Annotated in this window: 18 protein-coding genes; 11 read left to right on the forward strand and 7 right to left on the reverse strand. The window is 50.5% G+C overall.

Features of this window, described 5'->3' with window-relative positions; genetic code table 11:
- The first annotated feature begins 6 nt into the window (after positions 1 to 6).
- Positions 7 to 1,212 (forward strand): MFS transporter, encoded by a 1,206-nt coding sequence (locus tag A3842_RS22830; protein ID WP_074102835.1) that lies wholly within the window; start codon positions 7 to 9, stop codon positions 1,210 to 1,212.
- The gene (locus A3842_RS22835; protein ID WP_074102836.1) at positions 1,209 to 1,811 is read left to right on the forward strand and encodes a DUF1349 domain-containing protein; all 603 of its coding nucleotides are present in this window, start codon (positions 1,209 to 1,211) and stop codon (positions 1,809 to 1,811) included. The genes A3842_RS22830 and A3842_RS22835 overlap by 4 nt, the downstream gene beginning before the upstream one ends.
- A gap of 112 nt (positions 1,812 to 1,923) precedes the next feature.
- Here A3842_RS22835 and A3842_RS22840 read toward each other — a convergent pair whose 3' ends face one another.
- Entirely contained in the window at positions 1,924 to 2,460 is a 537-nt protein-coding gene (locus tag A3842_RS22840; protein ID WP_074102837.1) for a MogA/MoaB family molybdenum cofactor biosynthesis protein, read from the reverse strand.
- A 164-nt stretch (positions 2,461 to 2,624) separates the two neighbouring features.
- On the opposite strand from A3842_RS22840, the gene A3842_RS22845 reads away from it, so the two are divergent.
- The 5 genes from A3842_RS22845 to A3842_RS22865 all read left to right on the forward strand — a co-directional run bounded on the left by A3842_RS22845 (position 2,625) and on the right by A3842_RS22865 (position 6,460).
- Positions 2,625 to 3,659: a CobW family GTP-binding protein gene (locus A3842_RS22845; RefSeq protein WP_074102838.1), complete on the forward strand. Its 1,035-nt coding sequence runs from the start codon at positions 2,625 to 2,627 to the stop codon at positions 3,657 to 3,659.
- A gap of 92 nt (positions 3,660 to 3,751) precedes the next feature.
- Positions 3,752 to 4,099, forward strand: coding sequence for a four-helix bundle copper-binding protein (locus A3842_RS22850; protein ID WP_074102839.1), 348 nt, complete (start codon positions 3,752 to 3,754; stop codon positions 4,097 to 4,099).
- A gap of 186 nt (positions 4,100 to 4,285) precedes the next feature.
- Positions 4,286 to 5,248, forward strand: coding sequence for an ATP-binding cassette domain-containing protein (locus A3842_RS22855; protein WP_074086201.1), 963 nt, complete (start codon positions 4,286 to 4,288; stop codon positions 5,246 to 5,248).
- The gene (locus tag A3842_RS22860) at positions 5,245 to 5,955 is read left to right on the forward strand and encodes a hypothetical protein (protein ID WP_074102840.1); all 711 of its coding nucleotides are present in this window, start codon (positions 5,245 to 5,247) and stop codon (positions 5,953 to 5,955) included. Before A3842_RS22855 ends, A3842_RS22860 begins: the two co-directional genes overlap by 4 nt.
- 40 nt (positions 5,956 to 5,995) lie before the next feature.
- Entirely contained in the window at positions 5,996 to 6,460 is a 465-nt protein-coding gene (locus A3842_RS22865; protein WP_074086203.1) for a hypothetical protein, read from the forward strand.
- A 9-nt stretch (positions 6,461 to 6,469) separates the two neighbouring features.
- Here the strand turns inward: A3842_RS22865 and A3842_RS22870 are convergent, their stop codons facing one another.
- The 3 genes from A3842_RS22870 to A3842_RS22880 all read right to left on the reverse strand — a co-directional run bounded on the left by A3842_RS22870 (position 6,470) and on the right by A3842_RS22880 (position 11,819).
- Positions 6,470 to 7,753 carry a winged helix-turn-helix domain-containing protein gene (locus A3842_RS22870; RefSeq protein ID WP_256701818.1) on the reverse strand — a complete coding sequence of 428 codons (1,284 nt, stop codon included), beginning with the start codon at positions 7,751 to 7,753 and terminating at the stop codon, positions 6,470 to 6,472.
- Between the two features lie 111 nt (positions 7,754 to 7,864).
- Entirely contained in the window at positions 7,865 to 9,949 is a 2,085-nt protein-coding gene (locus tag A3842_RS22875; RefSeq protein WP_074102841.1) for an ABC transporter ATP-binding protein, read from the reverse strand.
- A 121-nt stretch (positions 9,950 to 10,070) separates the two neighbouring features.
- The gene (locus A3842_RS22880; RefSeq protein WP_074102842.1) at positions 10,071 to 11,819 is read right to left on the reverse strand and encodes an ABC transporter ATP-binding protein; all 1,749 of its coding nucleotides are present in this window, start codon (positions 11,817 to 11,819) and stop codon (positions 10,071 to 10,073) included.
- A gap of 531 nt (positions 11,820 to 12,350) precedes the next feature.
- Between A3842_RS22880 and A3842_RS22885 the strand changes: the two genes are divergently transcribed.
- The gene (locus A3842_RS22885) at positions 12,351 to 12,668 is read left to right on the forward strand and encodes a HesB/YadR/YfhF family protein (RefSeq protein ID WP_074102843.1); all 318 of its coding nucleotides are present in this window, start codon (positions 12,351 to 12,353) and stop codon (positions 12,666 to 12,668) included.
- Positions 12,669 to 12,770: 102 nt separating this feature from the next.
- On the opposite strand, the gene A3842_RS22890 is transcribed toward A3842_RS22885, so the two are convergent.
- Positions 12,771 to 13,286 carry an ADP-heptose synthase gene (locus tag A3842_RS22890; protein WP_074102844.1) on the reverse strand — a complete coding sequence of 172 codons (516 nt, stop codon included), beginning with the start codon at positions 13,284 to 13,286 and terminating at the stop codon, positions 12,771 to 12,773.
- 137 nt (positions 13,287 to 13,423) lie between these two features.
- Here A3842_RS22890 and A3842_RS22895 point away from each other — a divergent pair, with 137 nt between their 5' ends.
- The 3 genes from A3842_RS22895 to A3842_RS22905 all read left to right on the forward strand — a co-directional run bounded on the left by A3842_RS22895 (position 13,424) and on the right by A3842_RS22905 (position 16,306).
- On the forward strand, positions 13,424 to 15,172 hold the full coding sequence (locus tag A3842_RS22895) for an ABC transporter ATP-binding protein (protein ID WP_074102845.1): 1,749 nt from the start codon (positions 13,424 to 13,426) through the stop codon (positions 15,170 to 15,172).
- A 166-nt stretch (positions 15,173 to 15,338) separates the two neighbouring features.
- Complete coding sequence (locus tag A3842_RS22900; RefSeq protein ID WP_074102846.1) at positions 15,339 to 15,758, forward strand: MerR family transcriptional regulator; 420 nt, start codon at positions 15,339 to 15,341, stop codon at positions 15,756 to 15,758.
- Complete coding sequence (locus A3842_RS22905; RefSeq protein WP_074102847.1) at positions 15,755 to 16,306, forward strand: hypothetical protein; 552 nt, start codon at positions 15,755 to 15,757, stop codon at positions 16,304 to 16,306. Before A3842_RS22900 ends, A3842_RS22905 begins: the two co-directional genes overlap by 4 nt.
- A gap of 70 nt (positions 16,307 to 16,376) precedes the next feature.
- Here A3842_RS22905 and A3842_RS22910 read toward each other — a convergent pair whose 3' ends face one another.
- Positions 16,377 to 16,820, reverse strand: coding sequence for a DUF441 domain-containing protein (locus tag A3842_RS22910; protein ID WP_074086211.1), 444 nt, complete (start codon positions 16,818 to 16,820; stop codon positions 16,377 to 16,379).
- 88 nt (positions 16,821 to 16,908) lie between these two features.
- Positions 16,909 to 17,895 carry a YpdA family putative bacillithiol disulfide reductase gene (locus A3842_RS22915; protein WP_074086212.1) on the reverse strand — a complete coding sequence of 329 codons (987 nt, stop codon included), beginning with the start codon at positions 17,893 to 17,895 and terminating at the stop codon, positions 16,909 to 16,911.
- Between the last annotated feature and the right edge of the window lie 145 nt (positions 17,896 to 18,040).

Raw genomic sequence — 18,040 nt, forward strand, 5'->3', positions numbered from 1 at the left:
ACTTCCATGTCTACTATTTTTCTCATTATTATTTATTTGGCTTTTATCAGTCTTGGCTTGCCGGATTCGATGCTTGGAGCGGCTTGGCCGATGATGCGTCCCGATTTCGCAGCACCGGTGGATGTTGCGGGACTACTCTCCATGATCGTTGTCGCGGGGACAATCATCTCTAGTCTGGCTAGTGGGATGGTGCTGCAGAAGCTGGGCACGGGGAAAGTTACTTTTATCAGCGTTGCTGTGACTGCACTCGCCTTACTCGGCTTTTCGTACTCGCCTTCGATCATCTGGCTGGCTGTGTTATGCCTTCCGCTTGGACTCGGTGCTGGCTCCATTGATGCCGGGCTGAATAATTATGTAGCTACCCACTACAAAGCCCACCACATGAGCTGGCTTCACTGCTTCTGGGGTGTAGGCGCTATGCTTGGGCCCATTATAATGTCGCGTTATATTGCTGCGGGTGATTCCTGGCGGCAAGGATATTTGACGGTCAGCCTGATTCAGTTCGTGCTGGTTATACTGCTGTTCATTGCCCTACCGCTCTGGAAGCGGGCAGAACCGACAGGTGAATCAATGGCAGCAGCAACAGATGTTCAGCAGGAAGTCATCTCGCCGCAGATTCCTGTAGCAGGTATACTGCGCATCAAGGGTGTGAAGCTGGCGCTGGTTACCTTTCTTTTTTACTGCGGGGTAGAAGCGACGCTTGGACTCTGGGGCAGCAGCTTTTTGGTCAATGAGAAGGGACTGTCAGCAGCAACGGCTGCTGGCTGGGTATCTCTCTATTATGGGGGGATAACAGTGGGCAGACTGGTCACCGGTTTTGTCACTTTCAGATTTAATAACCGCCAGCTTATTCGTACCGGTATATTGATCTCGATGCTGGGTGCACTGCTGCTGTTACTGCCATTGCCGGCTGTATATTCCCTGTTTGGATTTATTCTTGTGGGACTTGGCTCGGCGCCGATATTTCCGTGCATGCTCCATGAGACACCTACCCGCTTCGGGAAGGAACATTCCCAAAGAATTATGGGCTATCAAATGGCTATGGCGTATACAGGAGGTGCATTTCTGCCGCCGTTATTGGGATGGATTGCCGCCCGCAGCTCGTTTGTGATTCTTCCGTTCATCCTTGTGGGATATATTGTTATAATGCTTATCAGCTCAGAGAAGATCAATGTTGTAATGAATAAGCGGAAAGATGAGGTCTCTATATGAGTAGAACAGTGGATTGGCTGAGTGGAGATTGGAGCAATCATCCAGTCTCGGCTGAGGTACAGGATGGAGTATTCGTTGTAACAGCAGCAGAGGGCAGCGATTATTGGGAAAAAACAATGTACGGGTTCCAGCATGTCAATGGGCACGCGCTCCTGGCTCCCTGGGAGGACAGTGATGCTGTTGAGGTCAGCTTTTCACTGCATGGGTTTACAGAGCTGTATGATCAGGCAGGGATCATGCTGTGGCTCAGTCCTGAGGTTTGGATCAAAGCCGGAATAGAGCTGAACGACGGTGTACCTCATATCGGTGCGGTTGTGACCGACGTTTATTCCGATTGGTCGCTGTCACCTGTAGCGGAATGGGCTGGAGAGGTGGTTACGGTCCGGGCCTCACGGATGAATGATGCGGTAGTCATCAGAGCCAGAACAGAGAATCATCCTTGGCGGACGATCCGGGTGGCGCGTTTTCCATATGAGACTGGGAAAAAGGCAGGTCCGTTTGTCTGCGCCCCCACCCGTTCCGGACTTAAGGTAACGTTCTTGCGTTGGGTGAACACGGCGCCAGATACGGATATTCACGCAGACCCTCCCGAAGAGTAAGAGAAGTCGCAACATTGTGCCAAAGCTGGTTCATAAACAGCCCGCCTGTAAAAGAGTGGTAAGCCACCCTGTATACATGCGGGTTGTTTGTCATGACGTATGGAACTGGTCTCTACGAACGTTTATAGATCTCCCGCATAACATGTCTTAGCTCCGGGATGATCAGCCGCTCCATAGCGAGCTTGATCGCACCAGTTGAACCGGGCATGGAGAAGACTGCTGTGCTGCCGATGGTACCGGCAATCGCCCGGCTGAGGATAGCTGCGGAGCCGATGTCTTCGGTGAAGCTGAGCAGCCGGAAGATCTCTCCGAAGCCAGGGAGTGTTTTGTCCAGTAAGGAAGCCACAGCCTCATAAGTGGTATCCCGGGGGGAGATTCCCGTTCCACCGGTCAAGAGCACGGCTTCGATGCCTGAGTGAACGGAGCTTTTATAGACCAGCTCGCGGATATCTTCATAATCGTCCTTCACGATCGTACTGCCAATGACCACATATCCTGATTCTTCGAGCATAGTTCTGATCAGCGCGCCTCCGGTATCGGTTTCCGGTGTGCGGGTGTCCGAGACCGTTATGACATAACAGGTCACACTTTGGGGCGCTTCGCGCCGGTGTTCATCAACGGATGACAAGCGGACCAACTCCTTCTTCATCAATTTATCAATTTATTCCCCATGATAGGGGATTAACGTGGCAAAGACAAGTTGGAGGAGTAGGGCCGATAATGGACCTTATACTTCAGCTGTCGCCTTGCACCGTAAAGACACTTGTAGTACACTCGCTACCATAACGGAATTTTGTCAGGGAGAGATGAAACATGGAACAGGCTATGCCGGTTTATATATTGTCAGGATTTCTGGGAAGCGGCAAAACAACATTACTGCAGCGCCTATTGGACCACTGGAAGGGCCTGGGGCTCAAACCCGCGGTAGTGATGAACGAGCTGGGTGAGGTGAATCTGGACGGGCTGCTGGTCGAGCAGTCGGTTCCGATGGCGGAGATGCTCGGCGGCTGTATCTGCTGCTCCATCCGCGGCGATCTCAGCACAGAGCTTGCTACGCTGATTAAAAAAGAGTCACCTGATGTGGTTGTCATTGAAGCGACCGGTGCAGCGAATCCGCTTGAGATTGTAGATGCAGTTACTGAAATCTCATTGTATCAATTGGTGGAGCTGAAAGGTCTGATTACCGTAGTGGATGCTGCACATCTGATTGAGCTGTACCGTTCCCAGCAAGGTGCGACTTACCGGTTGATGCAGGAACAGATCCGCTGCGCTTCAGTGCTGATTCTGAACAAGACCGACCGGGTGACGAAGGAGAAAGCGGAAGAGGTTACTGAGATTCTGCGCAAATGGAACGCTTATGCGGAAATCCTGCCTGCGGTCCGCTGTGCGCTTGAACCAGAAGAGCTGCTGGATGGTCTTGGCGGCATTCATACCGAAGCCCGTTTCGGGGAAGGCGAAGAGCTTCAGGATTCAGAGGATCAGGATCTTACAAGTAAGGATACTGAATGGACGGGTGCTTCACATTCTACCCATGACCATGTGATGGCGTATACCCACTATTTCAAACGCCCAGTGAACAGCGAGGAATTCGAACAGTTTGTCAAGGAACTCCCTAGGGATGTCTACCGTGCAAAAGGAATTGTTACCTTCAGTGATACCTCCAGCCGGTTTCTGTTCCAGTATGCCTACAGAGAGGCTGATTTCATGAAAATCACCCCTCAGGGTGAAGTGCCGGATGTGGCGGTATTCATCGGTGAGCACTTTTCTTCCAGTGACCTTCGTACCCGGCTTCTCCAGTTGGAGAAGCGCATTTTGGCTAGGCCCGCGGCTGTAAAGAGAAGCTTGTAGGGGAATTCCTCCCGGCAGGAGAATGGTTCGTTCCTATTCTTGCAGGTTAATACATAGGCATACCCTATAATAATTGCAGGAGGTAAAAGGCTATGACCCGAATTCAATATCAGGAGTGCATCGACGCTTGTATTCAAACTATGAATGCCTGTAACTATAGCTACGTCGCAAGCCTAAAAGAATACGATCTTGCCTCGCTTCGTGAGAGCATTAGACTGGACAGGGAGTTTGCGGATATTTGCTCATTCGCTGTCCAGGCCATGACCCGTCAAAGTCCGTTCGTTGCAGAAATTCTCCGCCTGTGCGCAGAAATTTGCGAACGTTGTGCGGATGAGAGCAGCAAGCATGTACATACCCATTGTCAGGGATGTATTGATTCCTGTCGTGCCACTGCAATCGCCTGCCGGTTGATCAGTGACGCAGTAGAGGTATATGCTTAATCCTGTTTCCAATCCCTTTATATAAGGTTCTAGCAGAAGTATTCCAAGACCAGAGGCTCCAGCAGTCCATACTGTGGGGTTCTGGTTTTTTGCTGTGATTATGAATCATTTGTCAGGTTTAAAAGGAAATCGAAGCCGCCCCGGCGAATTTATGGTTATGAAGAAAGTGAAGGGGAGGATAGCGGTATGTCTCTTGCCGATATCGGTACTAGCCAGCAGACGGACGGTCCAACGCCAATTATTGAGCTGATCCGGGCTACAAGGCTTTATGACCGGCGTGCTGTGTTGAGTGAGGTATCTTTGCTTGTGGAAGGTGGAGCGGCAACGGCCCTTATTGGCCGGAATGGTTCGGGAAAAAGCACACTGCTCTCCATTCTTGCCGGATTGACAAAGTTATCCTCCGGGACTATGGTGCGCAGCGGGCGCAGGATTGCCACGGGGTATGCCCCTGAAGCTTTTCCGGGGCTAAAGATGTCGGCAGAGCATTATTTACTCAGCATGGCCAGGATTGCGGGTCTTGCATTAGCTGAAGCAGAAGCCAGAATGGCAGAATTGCTGGAGATGTTTCATCTGGAAGAGTTTCGCAGACAGCGGATGGACGGGTTTTCCAAAGGAATGCTGCAAAAAGTGAACTTAATCCAAAGTCTGATCGCACACCCGCAGCTGCTGCTGCTCGACGAGCCGATGTCAGGACTTGATCTTCCCGCGCAGCATACACTGATCGGCCATCTGAAGGAGCTGAAGCGCAGCGGGACGGGGATTGTATTCTCCATCCATGAGCCGCAGACCATTGAAGCTCTGGCTGACAGCGTACATGTCCTGCATGCTGGCAGAACGGTTACAACCATCCATGGCCAAGAGGAAATGCGGGTGACACCCGCTGTTTACATAGTTTGCAAAGGCATTTCAGAGCAACGAAAAGCAGAGATTATGGACATGCCCGGGGTGATTTCCATACATCCACTGGATGGTACACCGGGAGATTATTTAGCAGCGACTCTAGAGATTGCAGCTGCAGATGATTATCTTCGCCACATCCTGCAGGCAGAAGGGTCAGTAGTATCTGTAGAACCTTGCGGCGGTTTGAGTGCTGGTGGTCTGGAGCAATGGATGGACCCCAAACCAGTCAAAGGGGGAACAGCGGGATGAGGTGGCTTGTTTTCTATATGCTTCGCAGCTATACTGCTTCACAGCGGTACTTCGGTCCTGCTGCTTTTACAGTTATCGCTGTGCTGCTCCTTTACTCCTATAAACCTAATCCCGTGATGAACAGCTATGCCGCCACATCCATTATCCTGTTTGTGGGCTCTGCCTGGTTAGGTCTAAGCTTGTTGAATCATGAGCATCCGGTGCAACGGCAGGTTTCAATCGTTCAAGCAAGGAGCAAACTCCGATATAACACCGGTACTCTCCTTACCTTAGGCGCGTTGATCTTGCTGCTTGACCTGCTGATTGTGGCGTATCCGGTGCTTACAGGACAATTTGATGAACCGGCAGGTCTATACAGGATAGTTATCGCATTCGCCGGGCATGCGCTCCTGGGATTGCTGGGTGTGACTATATCCTTGTACCTCCAGGCTTCCTGGGTAACCAAAACGAGTTATGCCGCGGGACTAATGCTTACAGTTGTAATTTTATCCATTGGCAGCCATAAGCTGAGTGAGCTCATTCCAGGTCCCTTCGTTTATATTCTGCTACCACCGGCATATCCGGTTATGGATGCCCTAATGAATGCGGATGATTTGCCCCTTATACATGTGCTGGGTGTTTTCATGCATGCACTGATCTATATCGTGCTGTTCACTGGATTCAATCTATACCGCTCCAGCCGTATGGATGACAGCAAAAGCTTATAATGATGTAAAATACTAGACAGAAAGAGGAACGGGAGGAAAGATGAAGGATACACACATACCGGAGAGTGAACAATCCAAAGAGCTATTTGCTTATTTCGGCCTGGCTGTCTACTACTGCCAGGCACTGGAGCAGCAGTTAACTAACCTGCTGCTCCTAACGAAGCTGTCTCAGGGAGAAACGCCTACAGAAGCAGATCTTGCAGAACTGTATCAGCGCAAGCTCAGCAATTCACTCGGCCAGCTCATCAAAGAAATCCAGCATCACTTCCCTTTTTCGGAAGAGGAAACCAACCAGCTTCAGGCTGTATGGAAGCAGCGTAATCATATTGTACACGACTATTTCAAAGAGCGAATTCAGGAGACCTTCACACCTGCGGGCAGAGCGCATATGATTCGTGAACTGAAGCGTTTCAAGAATAAAGCCAGGAGGCTTGAGATCAAACTGCAGGGCTACTGCACTGAAATGTATAGCAAACTGGGTCTTGAAGAAGAAAATCTGATTTGAATAGTTGAATTATTGTTGAAAGCGGGATTCCAGAGCCTGAAGCCCATTGCTCACCGCCACTCCGGGAGCGAACCGGATCGACGAGGCCCGTGTGCATTCTGCAAGCGACTCTAAAGCTGATGTAAGCGCGGGGATCATCTCCGCGCTTAAGCCCGTATCCGGTTCCCACCACCAGCGCAAAATGTTCAGTACACCGTTTTTCTTGTCCACCACCGGTTCAAAGCGCGCAATGAAACGGTCTCCATAAAGCAGTGGCAGCACATAATAACCGTACTCTCGTTCAGCGACAGGTTTGTATACTTCCCAGCGGTAAGTGAATCCGAATAATTGCTTGATCAGTTCTCTGTCCCAGAGCAGATTGTCGAGCGGAGCTAGTGCGGCGGCGAAATCAACGCCGGCTTCGTTATGATTAAGGGTACCGCCGTTCGCCAATATCTCTTCCAATACATGGGCATCTGAGGTCCGCATGTATAGCGGAAGTTTCAGGCCATCGACGCGAACTTCGCGGAGGGAGTCCCTTTGCAGCAACCGATTAATTGCGGCTGTCCGTTCCTTGCTCTTCAAGCCTGCAATTCCCAGCCAGCCGTCGCCGGATTTGTTCCACTGCAGGCCGATGCTGCCTATCCTGCGCAGCACATACCAGTCATAATGCTGCTCAGACGTCACGTTGGGATCCTCGGTGCTGAGCAGATGCTCAGGCAGTAATTTCGCCGTGAAATCATAATAGCGGCGAGTGTGTACGCGGTGATGAACGGATATTTCACCCCAGAAATACATGCTCTCCATCGCCGCACGGGATAGCCGTGCCGGTGCCCAGGCCCAATCAATCTTGTCCTTGCTCTCCAGCTCGAGTGACGAGAGGGGGCCGCGCCGGATCAGCTCTTCCCGTACATGTGACACCATAGCTCCAAGTGCCTCATTACCCTGATAACGTTCTGCTGCCATATCTCTGCGGCGCTGAAAGTACGGCCAGTCCTCCGTGCAGTAGATCGACATATTCTTGTCCCAGCCGTCGACCAGCAGTCTGTCCTTATAGAGCAGCTCCGAAGCAAGCTCCGGGACGAAACCCGGAATCCGCGCCTGGAGCACAAGCTCATGATTATGAACGGCAATTCGGAGCGGATCATATTGAATGCAGCCCACATGGCGGACGAAGTCGTAAATGGCAGCCTTACCCTGAGGTGAGCCGCCGGAGACGAGCCGTTGATGCTGAAGCAGGAACTGCCGGGCTTGCCGTTTGCTGAGCGAATATGTGATCACTGTTTCCACCCCGTTCTTATGTATTGTTTTCATTATACGGAACAAATGTTCTCTGCACAAGCATACAAAAGCCCCTGATGCCAAAGGTCTGCATCAGGGGCTGATTGTGGTATGGGCTCCATCCTAGAGAACGATGCCGTACTGTTACACTTGTTTTATGGATGGCTGTAAGACGGCTTCTAACCGATGATCCGGAGCGGGAGCCGGAAGCTCCGAGCCTCCGCCAGCACCGAGTTGCAGCTGATACATGCGGAAGTATCTTCCGCCGAGGGCCATTAATTCATCATGGCTGCCGCGCTCTACGATCTCTCCACGGTGCAGAACGAGAATCTGGTCCGCACTGCGGATGGTGGAGAGGCGGTGGGCAATGATGAAGGTAGTGCGGCCCTTCTTGAGTACCTCGAGCGCTTCCTGAATCAGGCTCTCTGTTTCCGTGTCGATATTGGAGGTGGCTTCATCCAGGATCAGAATTGCCGGATCAAAGGATAACGCTCTGGCGAACGAAATCAGCTGGCGCTGGCCTGCCGACAAGGTACTGCCTTTCTCGACCACCGGCTCGTCGAAGCCTTGAGGCAAATGGGCCAGCAGTTTATCTGCACCCACTTCGCGCAGTGCCCGTTCCACACGTTCACGTGAAATTCGCTCATCTCCAAGACTTACATTTGAAGCGATGGTGCCGGTGAAGAGGTAAGGGTCTTGCAATACAATACCCATGTGACTGCGCAGCCACTGCTTCGGTATGCCTTTAACCTCCTCACCGTCAATCGTAATGGTGCCGCGCTGCGGATCGTAAAAGCGGAACAGTAAGTTGATGATCGAGCTTTTGCCGGATCCGGTATGGCCTACAAGGGCCACAGTCTCGCCGGGACGTGCTTCGAAGGAGATGTCCTTCAGGACGAAGTCTTTTTTATAGGCAAAAGAGACATCCTTGAATACTACATTACCTTTGTAACGCGGCATACTTCCATCGGTGACCGGTTCACCGGGTTCGTCCATCAGCGTAAACACCCGGCCCGCAGAAACCATGGAGCTGTCAAGGTTGGCAAGCTGGTTGACCATCCCGGTAATCGGCTGAAACATCCGTCCGAGCACATCGACGAACGCATACAGCACACCGAGTGACACAAAGGTAGAACCGCCCAGACTACCAAAGCCGAAGTACCACAGGACGAGCACAAAGGAGAGGCTGCGCAGTGAATTCACCAGATTGTGGGACGTAAAGGCGTTCAGATTCAGCATTTTGTTCTGATATTTCAAATAATCGTCATTGAGTTTCTCAAATTCTTCCTTACTCTGCTTCTGGCGGCGGAAGATACGGATAATTGACATCCCCTGAATCGATTCATTGATAATGGCGTTAATCTCACTAAGGCGTGATCGGATAATGGTATTATATTTGGTGGCAACCTTGCGGTACAGAATGATCCAGAGAACCACGATCGGCACGATGAACAAGCTCACCAGGCCAAGACGGATATCCAACAGGAACAGGGCTACATACACGCCTAGGATATTAATAATCCCTGTGCTGAAGTTTGACAGTACGGCGATGAACAAATCTTTTACCGCTTCCGTATCATTTGTCACCCGGGACACGACTTTGCCGGCAGGCAAGTTGTCAAAAAAGTAAACCGGCAGCCGCTGGATGTGCGCATACACATCGGTCCGCAGCTTGCGGATCACCTGATTGGCCGAGGATTGCAGCCAGTAGGTTTTGCCGAATTCTGCAAAGATCGAAATCACCAGGAACAGGGCATACAAGCCTACAAGTTCGTAGATTCCAGGAAGTTCGGGTTTGTAAAAGGAAAACAGTTCGTCCGCCGACAGCTTCACAGCCGGGTAGACAACTTCAGAATCTCCACGCTTGATATATAGTGAGCCATCACGGTAGGTCCGCTCGCCGTCAGGCTGCGCTACCGGTTCGTTGATGAAATAGAAGGCTCTGCCTTCCTGAAGCAGGCGGACCTCCGGGCCTTTGGCCTCACCCGGTGCAAAACGGTCACTGCGTTTGTAGTAGATGTTGTTATATTCAGCTGCTTCCTCGGATGAAGGGGTCTGGAAGTAGGGCTTCTCGATGCCCAGCATATGATTATCGATCATGCTCTTGGCGATAAATGGGCCAGCGAGCTCGGCCGCCACTCCGATGGTAAGCAGCAATAGGGCTGCGATAAACGTCTTTTTGGCAGTTAAAGCATACTGCAGCAGGCGTTTGCCTGTACTCTGTGTCAACGGTGACACCTCCTAAAAGTTTTGTAAGCGTATCTTCATGGATTTCACTGCGTACAAAACTCGGCTTCGTAAGCATACGCTTAAGTTTTGTTACTATTGCACCTTGGATGGATAGAACCCATTATTCATTGGTCAGGTTGTTCTCTACCTGCTGCCGGTCGAATTGCTCACGGTACCAGCCGTTCATGTCCAGCAGTTCTTGATGGGTCCCGCGCTCGGTAATCTGTCCATTATCCAGCACGACAATCAAGTCAGCATGCTCAATAGCGGACAGGCGGTGCGTCGAGATTAATGTAGTTTTACCAGCCCGTTCCTCACGGATGTTCTCAATAATTTTGGCTTCAGTCCGTGCGTCAACGGCGGACAGTGCGTCATCCAGAATCAGAATGTCAGGATTGGCAATAAAAGCTCTGGAGATCGATACCCGCTGCTTCTGGCCCCCGGAGAGGGAGACACCGCGTTCACCGACCAAGGTATCCAGACCGTCGGATAAGGTACCGAGATCGTTCTGGAATGCTGCTGCTGTGATCGCATCCATAATGCGGTCATCGCTGGCTCCGTGGTGACCGAACTGGATGTTCTCGCGCACGGATTTGGAGAATAGAATCTGTTCCTGCGGTACATACCCCATCCAGCTGTGGAGCTGATCCAAGGCGATTTGCCCTATTGGCACATCCGAAATCAGAATTTCTCCTTGGCCTGTCGGATATTCATGCAGCAGCTGCTTGAGCAAGGTGGATTTCCCACTCCCGGTACGGCCGACTACGCCGAGGGTCTGGCCTTGGGTGAGGGAGAAGCTGACCCCGCTCAGATTATCGATCGTTGAAGAGGGATAACGGAAGGTTACGTCCTTCATTTCAATAGTGGCTGGCTCAGCAACAGAAACCGGTTGGGCAATATCCTGCACATCTGGTTTTGAATTCAACGTTTCGTCGATCCGTTCCAGTGAAGCGCCGCCGCGCTGCATAATGTTGATCAGCTCACCAATGGCGAACATCGGCCAGACGATCATCCCGAGATACATATTGAAGGAGACCAGGTCTCCCAAGGTAATTTGGTTGCGGAAAACAAGATAAATTCCATAAGTAAGAGCGATAATGTAACTGAGTCCGACGCACAGCCGGATGGTTGGCTCAAAGAAGGAATCAACCCGCGCTACGGCCATATTCTTGTGGTAGACATCTTCCGTAATGTCGCTAAAACGCTTCTCGTCATGCCGTTCCTGTACATAAGCGCGGATGACGCGAATACCGGATACTGACTCCAGCACCTGATCGTTCATATCTCCGAAAGCATCCTGCGCCAGACTGTAGCGGTCATGAATGGCTTTTCCGTAGAAGATCATAGCGATCGCAATAAGCGGCAGCGGCAGTACAGCCGCAAGGGTCAGCTTCCAGCTAACCAGGAAACCCATGGCGAGGAGCACGACAGTAAGGAAGATGGTGGAATCGACGAGTGTAAGCATCCCGAAGCCAACGGTTGCCGAGACAGCCCGGATATCATTGGTGGCACGGGCCATCAGATCACCCGTACGGTTGCGTTCAAAGAACGAAGGAGTCATGGTCATCAGATGATTCATGAAGCGGGAGCGCAGAAGGCGCTCTACCAGGTTGGACCCTCCGAAAAGCTTGTGCATCCATATGTAGGTGATCCAATAGATAATCAGCAGCATGAGAACAATCATGCCAATGTACTTCATGAGTGAACTTGCGGTGATTGAACCGCTGACAATGTCATCAATGGCGTTGCCCAGCAGGCGGGGGGGCAGAAGCTCCAGAACACCGGCTACAATCAGTAAAATGAGTCCAATAGCATAGCGTTTTTTTTCACGGCGGAAAAACCAGCCGAGATTGCGGAGAACGGAGAACAAGGGAAATCCCTTCCTTTCGTGTTGAAATGATTGTCGGCTTTTAAGAAACGCTCAAGACGGTGGTGATTAATGAAAGTGGCAACTCTTACCAGCATACAAAAAGGCATACCATCCGGTAACGGATGATATGCCTGTAATTTACATCAGCTATCATGTCCACGGTGCTGTAATGCAGCACAGAGACATGGAAGAGACTTGCCTAATTTGATTTCACACGCTACGCATAACGCGCATGAATCTCAGGAGGTTTCCACTGCTGGGGCTGCTTCGGTATTCAGTTGTGTATGCGTGCCGACAATAGTGAGGAAATATACAGGTACAAGGTTAAACACCGCGCTCACCCCTTTCATTAATTTTGGTAATAACTTGAAGACGATTCGTTATGTTCAGAGTTTATCACCCGGCCTGAAGAATTGTCAAATGTAATTTTGAATAAATTTCGAATAAGCTGTAGAATGATATCCGCTTAAATGATTTGGAATATAGTCATAATTTCAGTATGATTAGTATATACAGGAGGTGCTTACACAGATGAAGATGGAAGTCAGCAAAGACGCCGCCGCCTGGTTCAAGCGGGAACTTTTACTGCGGGACGGGGCTTACATCCGTTTATTTCCCCGCTACAGCTCGGGAGGAGGACTACATCCAGGCTTCTCGCTGGGAATTGCGGATGAGCCTCCAGGTCGTCCTGCTGTGCAGACGGATCAGGCGGGAATTATTTTTTATATGGAAGAGCAGGATCTTTGGTATATGGAGGGTTATAGCCTGGCCATTGTGTATTCGGAAGCCGAGGATGATATTGAGTATGTGTATAAACCTGAGGCGGTAGCCGGGGTTCAGAACGAATGATGCAGCGGGATGCTGATATGGACAAAAAGCCCTTGCCAAAAGGCAGGGCTTTTTGTGCGGTGGCTAGAGCGGGATTGCGCACGCTGCATGAGCGGGAAGAGCCTAGTGCGAGCTGCGGAAGGTTTCTTCCTCCATGGCAAAATCAAAATCATCAATATCAAACACCTGAACAGGGACACCACCTTCAATAATGCGCTGAATCAGCTCGAATTGATCGGTTAGAATCGGCACTTTCTCCCTCTGAGAGGTCAGCAGCAGCTCCGTTTCAATCGGATCGAACGCTTCTCCATACGTGGCGTTATCGACACTGTTGATAATAGTGATCTGTGCGTGGCTGCCCAGCAGGATGCCGGAGCTTTTGGCCCAGGGAATGTTCAGGCAGCGGTTGATTTTTTTGGAATTCAGCGGCTCCTCGAAATAAGCAATAAGTTCGCGGATTTTGAGCTTCACATGCTGGTCATCCTCTGCATGGCTCATCAGAGGTTCGTCGCTGTCCCGCAGTTCGTATAATTCCATTACGGTAGTGTAAGGCACTATATATTCTACGGGGCTCCGCGGAATGAGAAGCTGGCCGTAAATCGCCATCATGACGGCTTCGGTCACAAATTGTCTGGACATCGTTATCCTCCTGAAGTTCGGGTACTGCTATTTAGAGTTGAACGCGTACCTATGGACTTAAAAATATAAAAACACTGTGGAACGAAAATGTCAACAGTACCCAATCAACACGGTAAAGAGAAAGGACGCTACTTTTTGTGAAGCAATGGAAATCTTATTATACTTTTGTACGGCCCTACATGAAATGGATTGTCCTTACCCTGTTCATCGGCATGATCAAATTCAGTATTCCGCTTACCCTGCCGCTCATCCTCAAATATGTGGTCGATGACCTGCTGAACAATCCGGCACTCTCTGTTGCGGCGAGGGTATCGAAGCTGATGACTATACTTGGGGGCTCACTTGTGCTGTTCGTAATTATCCGGGGTCCAGTGGAGTATTACCGCCAGTATTTTGCCCAGCTGATTACCAGCAGAGTGTTGTTCGACATGCGCAACAGACTGTACGGACATCTGCAGCGGCTCTCGCTTCGTTATTATCAGAATACTAAAGTCGGCGAAGCGATCTCCAGATTTATCAATGACGTTGAGCAAAGTAAAAATCTTGTTGAGGTCGGCATGATGAATGTCTGGCTGGATATGTTCACACTGGTGTTCGCCCTGGCCTTTATGTTCTATTTGAATCCGGTGCTGGCCCTCGTATCGATTGCTATACTGCCGCTGTATGGCATTGCAGTGAACACGCTTTACAAGCGTCTCAAGCTGTTGACCAAGGACCGTTCCCAGGCGCTTGCCGCGATACAAGGGTATTTGCATGAACGGATTCAAGGGATTGCGATTATCCGCAGCTTCACTATGGAGAAGGTGGACAAGAAGCAGTTCGAAGACATCAACGGCAAGTTTCTGGAAAAGGCCATGGCCCAGACGCGCTGGAATGCTGTAACCTTCGCCATCATCAACACCCTTACGGATATCGCACCGCTGCTGGTGATCGGATACGGGGGGTATCAGGTTATTCACGGGAATTTGTCGCTCGGGACCTTTGTGGCGTTCTTCGGCTATCTGGACCGGATGTACGCGCCTCTGCGTCGTCTGATCAATTCCTCAACCGTGCTGACCCAAGCGTCCGCATCACTGGAGCGGGTAATGGAGCTTCTGGATGAGCCGTATGATATTATCGACGAACCAGGTGCCAAGCCGCTGGTGGCGCCGTCGGGAGCCATAGAGTTCCGGAAGGTGTGGTTCAAATACAACGATGAGAATGACTGGGTACTGAAAAATATTGAACTTCGCATCGATCCGGGACAGACAGTGGCTTTTGTCGGGATGAGCGGAGGAGGGAAATCCTCACTGATCAGTCTAATCCCGCGATTCTATGATATTACGGAAGGCAGTCTGTGCATGGACGGTCAGGATGTCAGGAGTCTGACACAGGAGAGCTTGCGGCGGACCGTCGGGATGGTGCTCCAGGATAACTTCCTTTTCAGCGGCTCGGTGCGGGATAACATCCTTTTTGGCAATCCCGTAGCGGGAGAGCAGGAGATTGTCGCGGCTGCACGGGCTGCGAATGCTCATGATTTCATTATGCAGCTGCCGGATGGGTATGACACAGAGGTGGGAGAACGCGGAGTGAAGCTATCCGGTGGACAGAAGCAGCGCGTCTCTATCGCACGTGTTTTCCTGAAAGATCCCAAAGTGTTGATTCTTGACGAGGCCACTTCAGCACTTGATTTGGAATCCGAGCATCTGATCCAGCAGGCGCTGCAATCACTGGCTTCGGAGCGTACCACATTAATTGTGGCTCATAGACTATCTACGATCACCCATGCGGATCAGATCGTCGTTTTGGAGAATGGGGAAATTACCGAACGGGGAACTCATGAGGAACTTATGGCGCTGGACGGAAGTTATGCCCGGCTGTTCAATGTACAGAGGTTGGATGCTTAAGATGGTGTGAGTCAAGATCAAGCGGTCCCTAAAGGGGCCGTTTTTTTGTGAACTTGAACCTTCCAGCAAAACCGTTGCATATCGATTTAAGTTACAGTATACTGTAACCAACACACTCGAGTGTAACTTGTTGCGATAAGGCGATTTATAACGGGAGATGAACCTGATGAATGTGTACACAGGTAAGCAATTGGCTGATATTCTCCAGCAGGAGGATGCGGATATAAATTTAAGAACGGTCCGGTATTATACTCAGATAGGGATGCTGCCGCCCCTGGAACTAGTGGGGAATAAAAGAGTATATACCGAAAGACACTTGGAATCTTTGCGGGCGATTCTGACCTTATCCAAGAGCGGGGAGTCCCTGGCGGATATTCAAATGAAGCTGTCTGCGCTCACTGCCGAGGAAGTTGCCAGCATCGGTGCCCGGCTAAGGTTCTACCAGCCGGAGCACATTCTGCAGCACGAGACGCTGGTGATTAACGAAGATGTAATGCTCACGGTAAGTCCGCAGATCACACCGCAACTGAAATCAGAGATGATTGAGGCTGTGACCCGGCTGCTGAAAGGAGAGAACAAACAATGATTGAAAATTCACTTCCGCTGGAGATACGCTTCGCCAAGTCTTTTCTTGAGCATGAAGAAGGAATGAATCATCTGTGGATCCGGCTGGCACCCTTAACCGGTGTGAAACATGCAGAAGTCCGGCTGCAGCTTCCCAAGGGGATCTACTGGACTGGAGCTGCCGGAGAATACCCTGTGGGTGCAGACCGTCAAATTATCCTTGAGTCCCTGCAATCACCAAGCGAGTTATTGCTGGAGATTTATACATTACAGCCGATTGGCTGCGGATGGACAGAGCTAATAATAACGGTGTCCTGTGTGGAGGAAAGTGGCGAGGAACGGGAATATTCACTCCCTGTTCCTCTCATGATCTCAAATGAAGAAGAGGCGGGTCTGCCCCTTATGGATGATGAGATCGTCCAAAAAGTAAAAGAGCATTATCCGCATAACCCTAAGCATCCTGATCATTATGGGAACAAAGAGCTGCTCGATTGCACACCCGGAAGGCAAATCCGTTACGATTCTCATTACCAGTCGGAATTGGAGAAGAAGTACAGGATTGAAGGATAGCATTAATCTAAAAAAGGCTGCGGGCGCATTGAGCGAACCTGCAGCTTTTTGGTATTTGCGTTGTAAATGATTAGCCTCTTCCGATCAGCAGCGACAAAATCCCGGCAGCGATCAGCGGTCCTACGGGAACTCCTTTGAATAAAGCTACTCCGAGGACGGTCCCGATCAAAAGACCGGCAACAATTGTAGGCTGACTGCCCATCAGCAGAGCGCCCCGGCCTCCAAGATAGGCCACCAGGATGCCGACAGCGATTGCCGCAAGCGACTTCCAATGCAGAAAGGAGTGCCAAATGGTGTCCAGCGAGATTTTCCCGCTGGCCAGTGGAGTCATCACACCGATCGTCAAGACGATAATCCCAACCGTCAGACCGTACTTTTCCAGCCAGGGAAAAGTCTGTTGAAGTCCAAGCACCCTCAGCAGCAGCAGAACAACCATTGCGATAGTAATAGGTGAATTTTTACTGATAATGCCCAGTGCTGCAAAACCGAGAAGTAGTAAAGAGGTTATATCCATAGCAGGCGGCACACTCCTTTTTTTCTAATATGCCCAATGCTTTAACAACCATTTAGATCGAGCTATGCGTATTTTTATGAGGTGGAACTTACTTGGCCAGACGTTTGGAGACGATATGATCCGCGATCAACTGACCGTGCCCGCGCCCGGTTTCGATGAATACCTCATTGGCATTGCGTCCGGAGGCAATGACCCCTGCGATGTAAAGTCCGGGTACATTACTCTCCATGGTAGAGGGATTAAAGGCCGGTTTATCTTGGCTATCGTCCATGCTTACTCCAGCGGAGGAGAGTAACGTCCTGCTGGGTCTAAATCCTGTTAAGGCCAGCACAAAGTCATTATCCAGTTCAGTTACATCGCCGCTGTGGCTGGTGATGATTACCGATCCTGGTGTAATTTCAGTCACCCGTGACTCGACATGCAGAATAATCTTCTCCTTCAGAACCATGCTCTCGAAGATCGGACGAACCCAGGGCTTAATATTCTCAGAAATGCTAGCTCCCCGGTAGACCATATCCACCTCGGCTCCAACGCGTACGAGCTCCAGTGCAGCATCTACAGCAGAATTGCTGCCGCCGATTACGGTTACCTTCATCCCCGTATAGGGATGGGCTTCGCCGAAATAATGGGTGACCTTGGGAAGCTCCTCTCCCGGAATTCCAATCAGGTTCGGCTGGTCAAAATATCCTGTAGAGATCACTATGTTGGCAGCCGTGCGGGTATGAGCTTCTCCCCGTTTGTTGCGGGTATGTACGGCAAAGGTCCCATCTTCCAATGGCTGAACGGACAAGGCTTCCTCGTAAGCGGCAATTTCCAGACCATGCTGTTCCGCAGCACGCCGGTAGTAGACCAGTGCTTCATGGCGGAAAGGTTTGTCATTGGGTGAGGTGAAAGGAACATTTCCGATTTCCAGCAGCGCAGTGGTGCTGAAGAATTGCATGTTGGTCGGATAGAGATAGATGGAGTGGACAATGAAATTCTTTTCGATGATCAGGCTGGACAATCCTTGGTGCTGGCATTCAATAGCAGCGGATAATCCGCATGGACCTGCTCCGATTATGATGACATCTTTCATTAAGCTTCAAGCCTCCCGAATAATAACTTGCTTTTTCTATAAAGCGTACCCTAAATTTAAAATTTTCGCCATTCTTCCCGTAAATCCGGGTGATAGCACTTGCTCCAGTCCATGGAATGCGATATAATTAGATATATATCTAAAC

It is taken from the genome of Paenibacillus sp. P3E (assembly GCF_001909045.1).
GTDB classification, from domain to species: Bacteria; Bacillota; Bacilli; order Paenibacillales; family Paenibacillaceae; genus Paenibacillus_AQ; species Paenibacillus_AQ helianthi.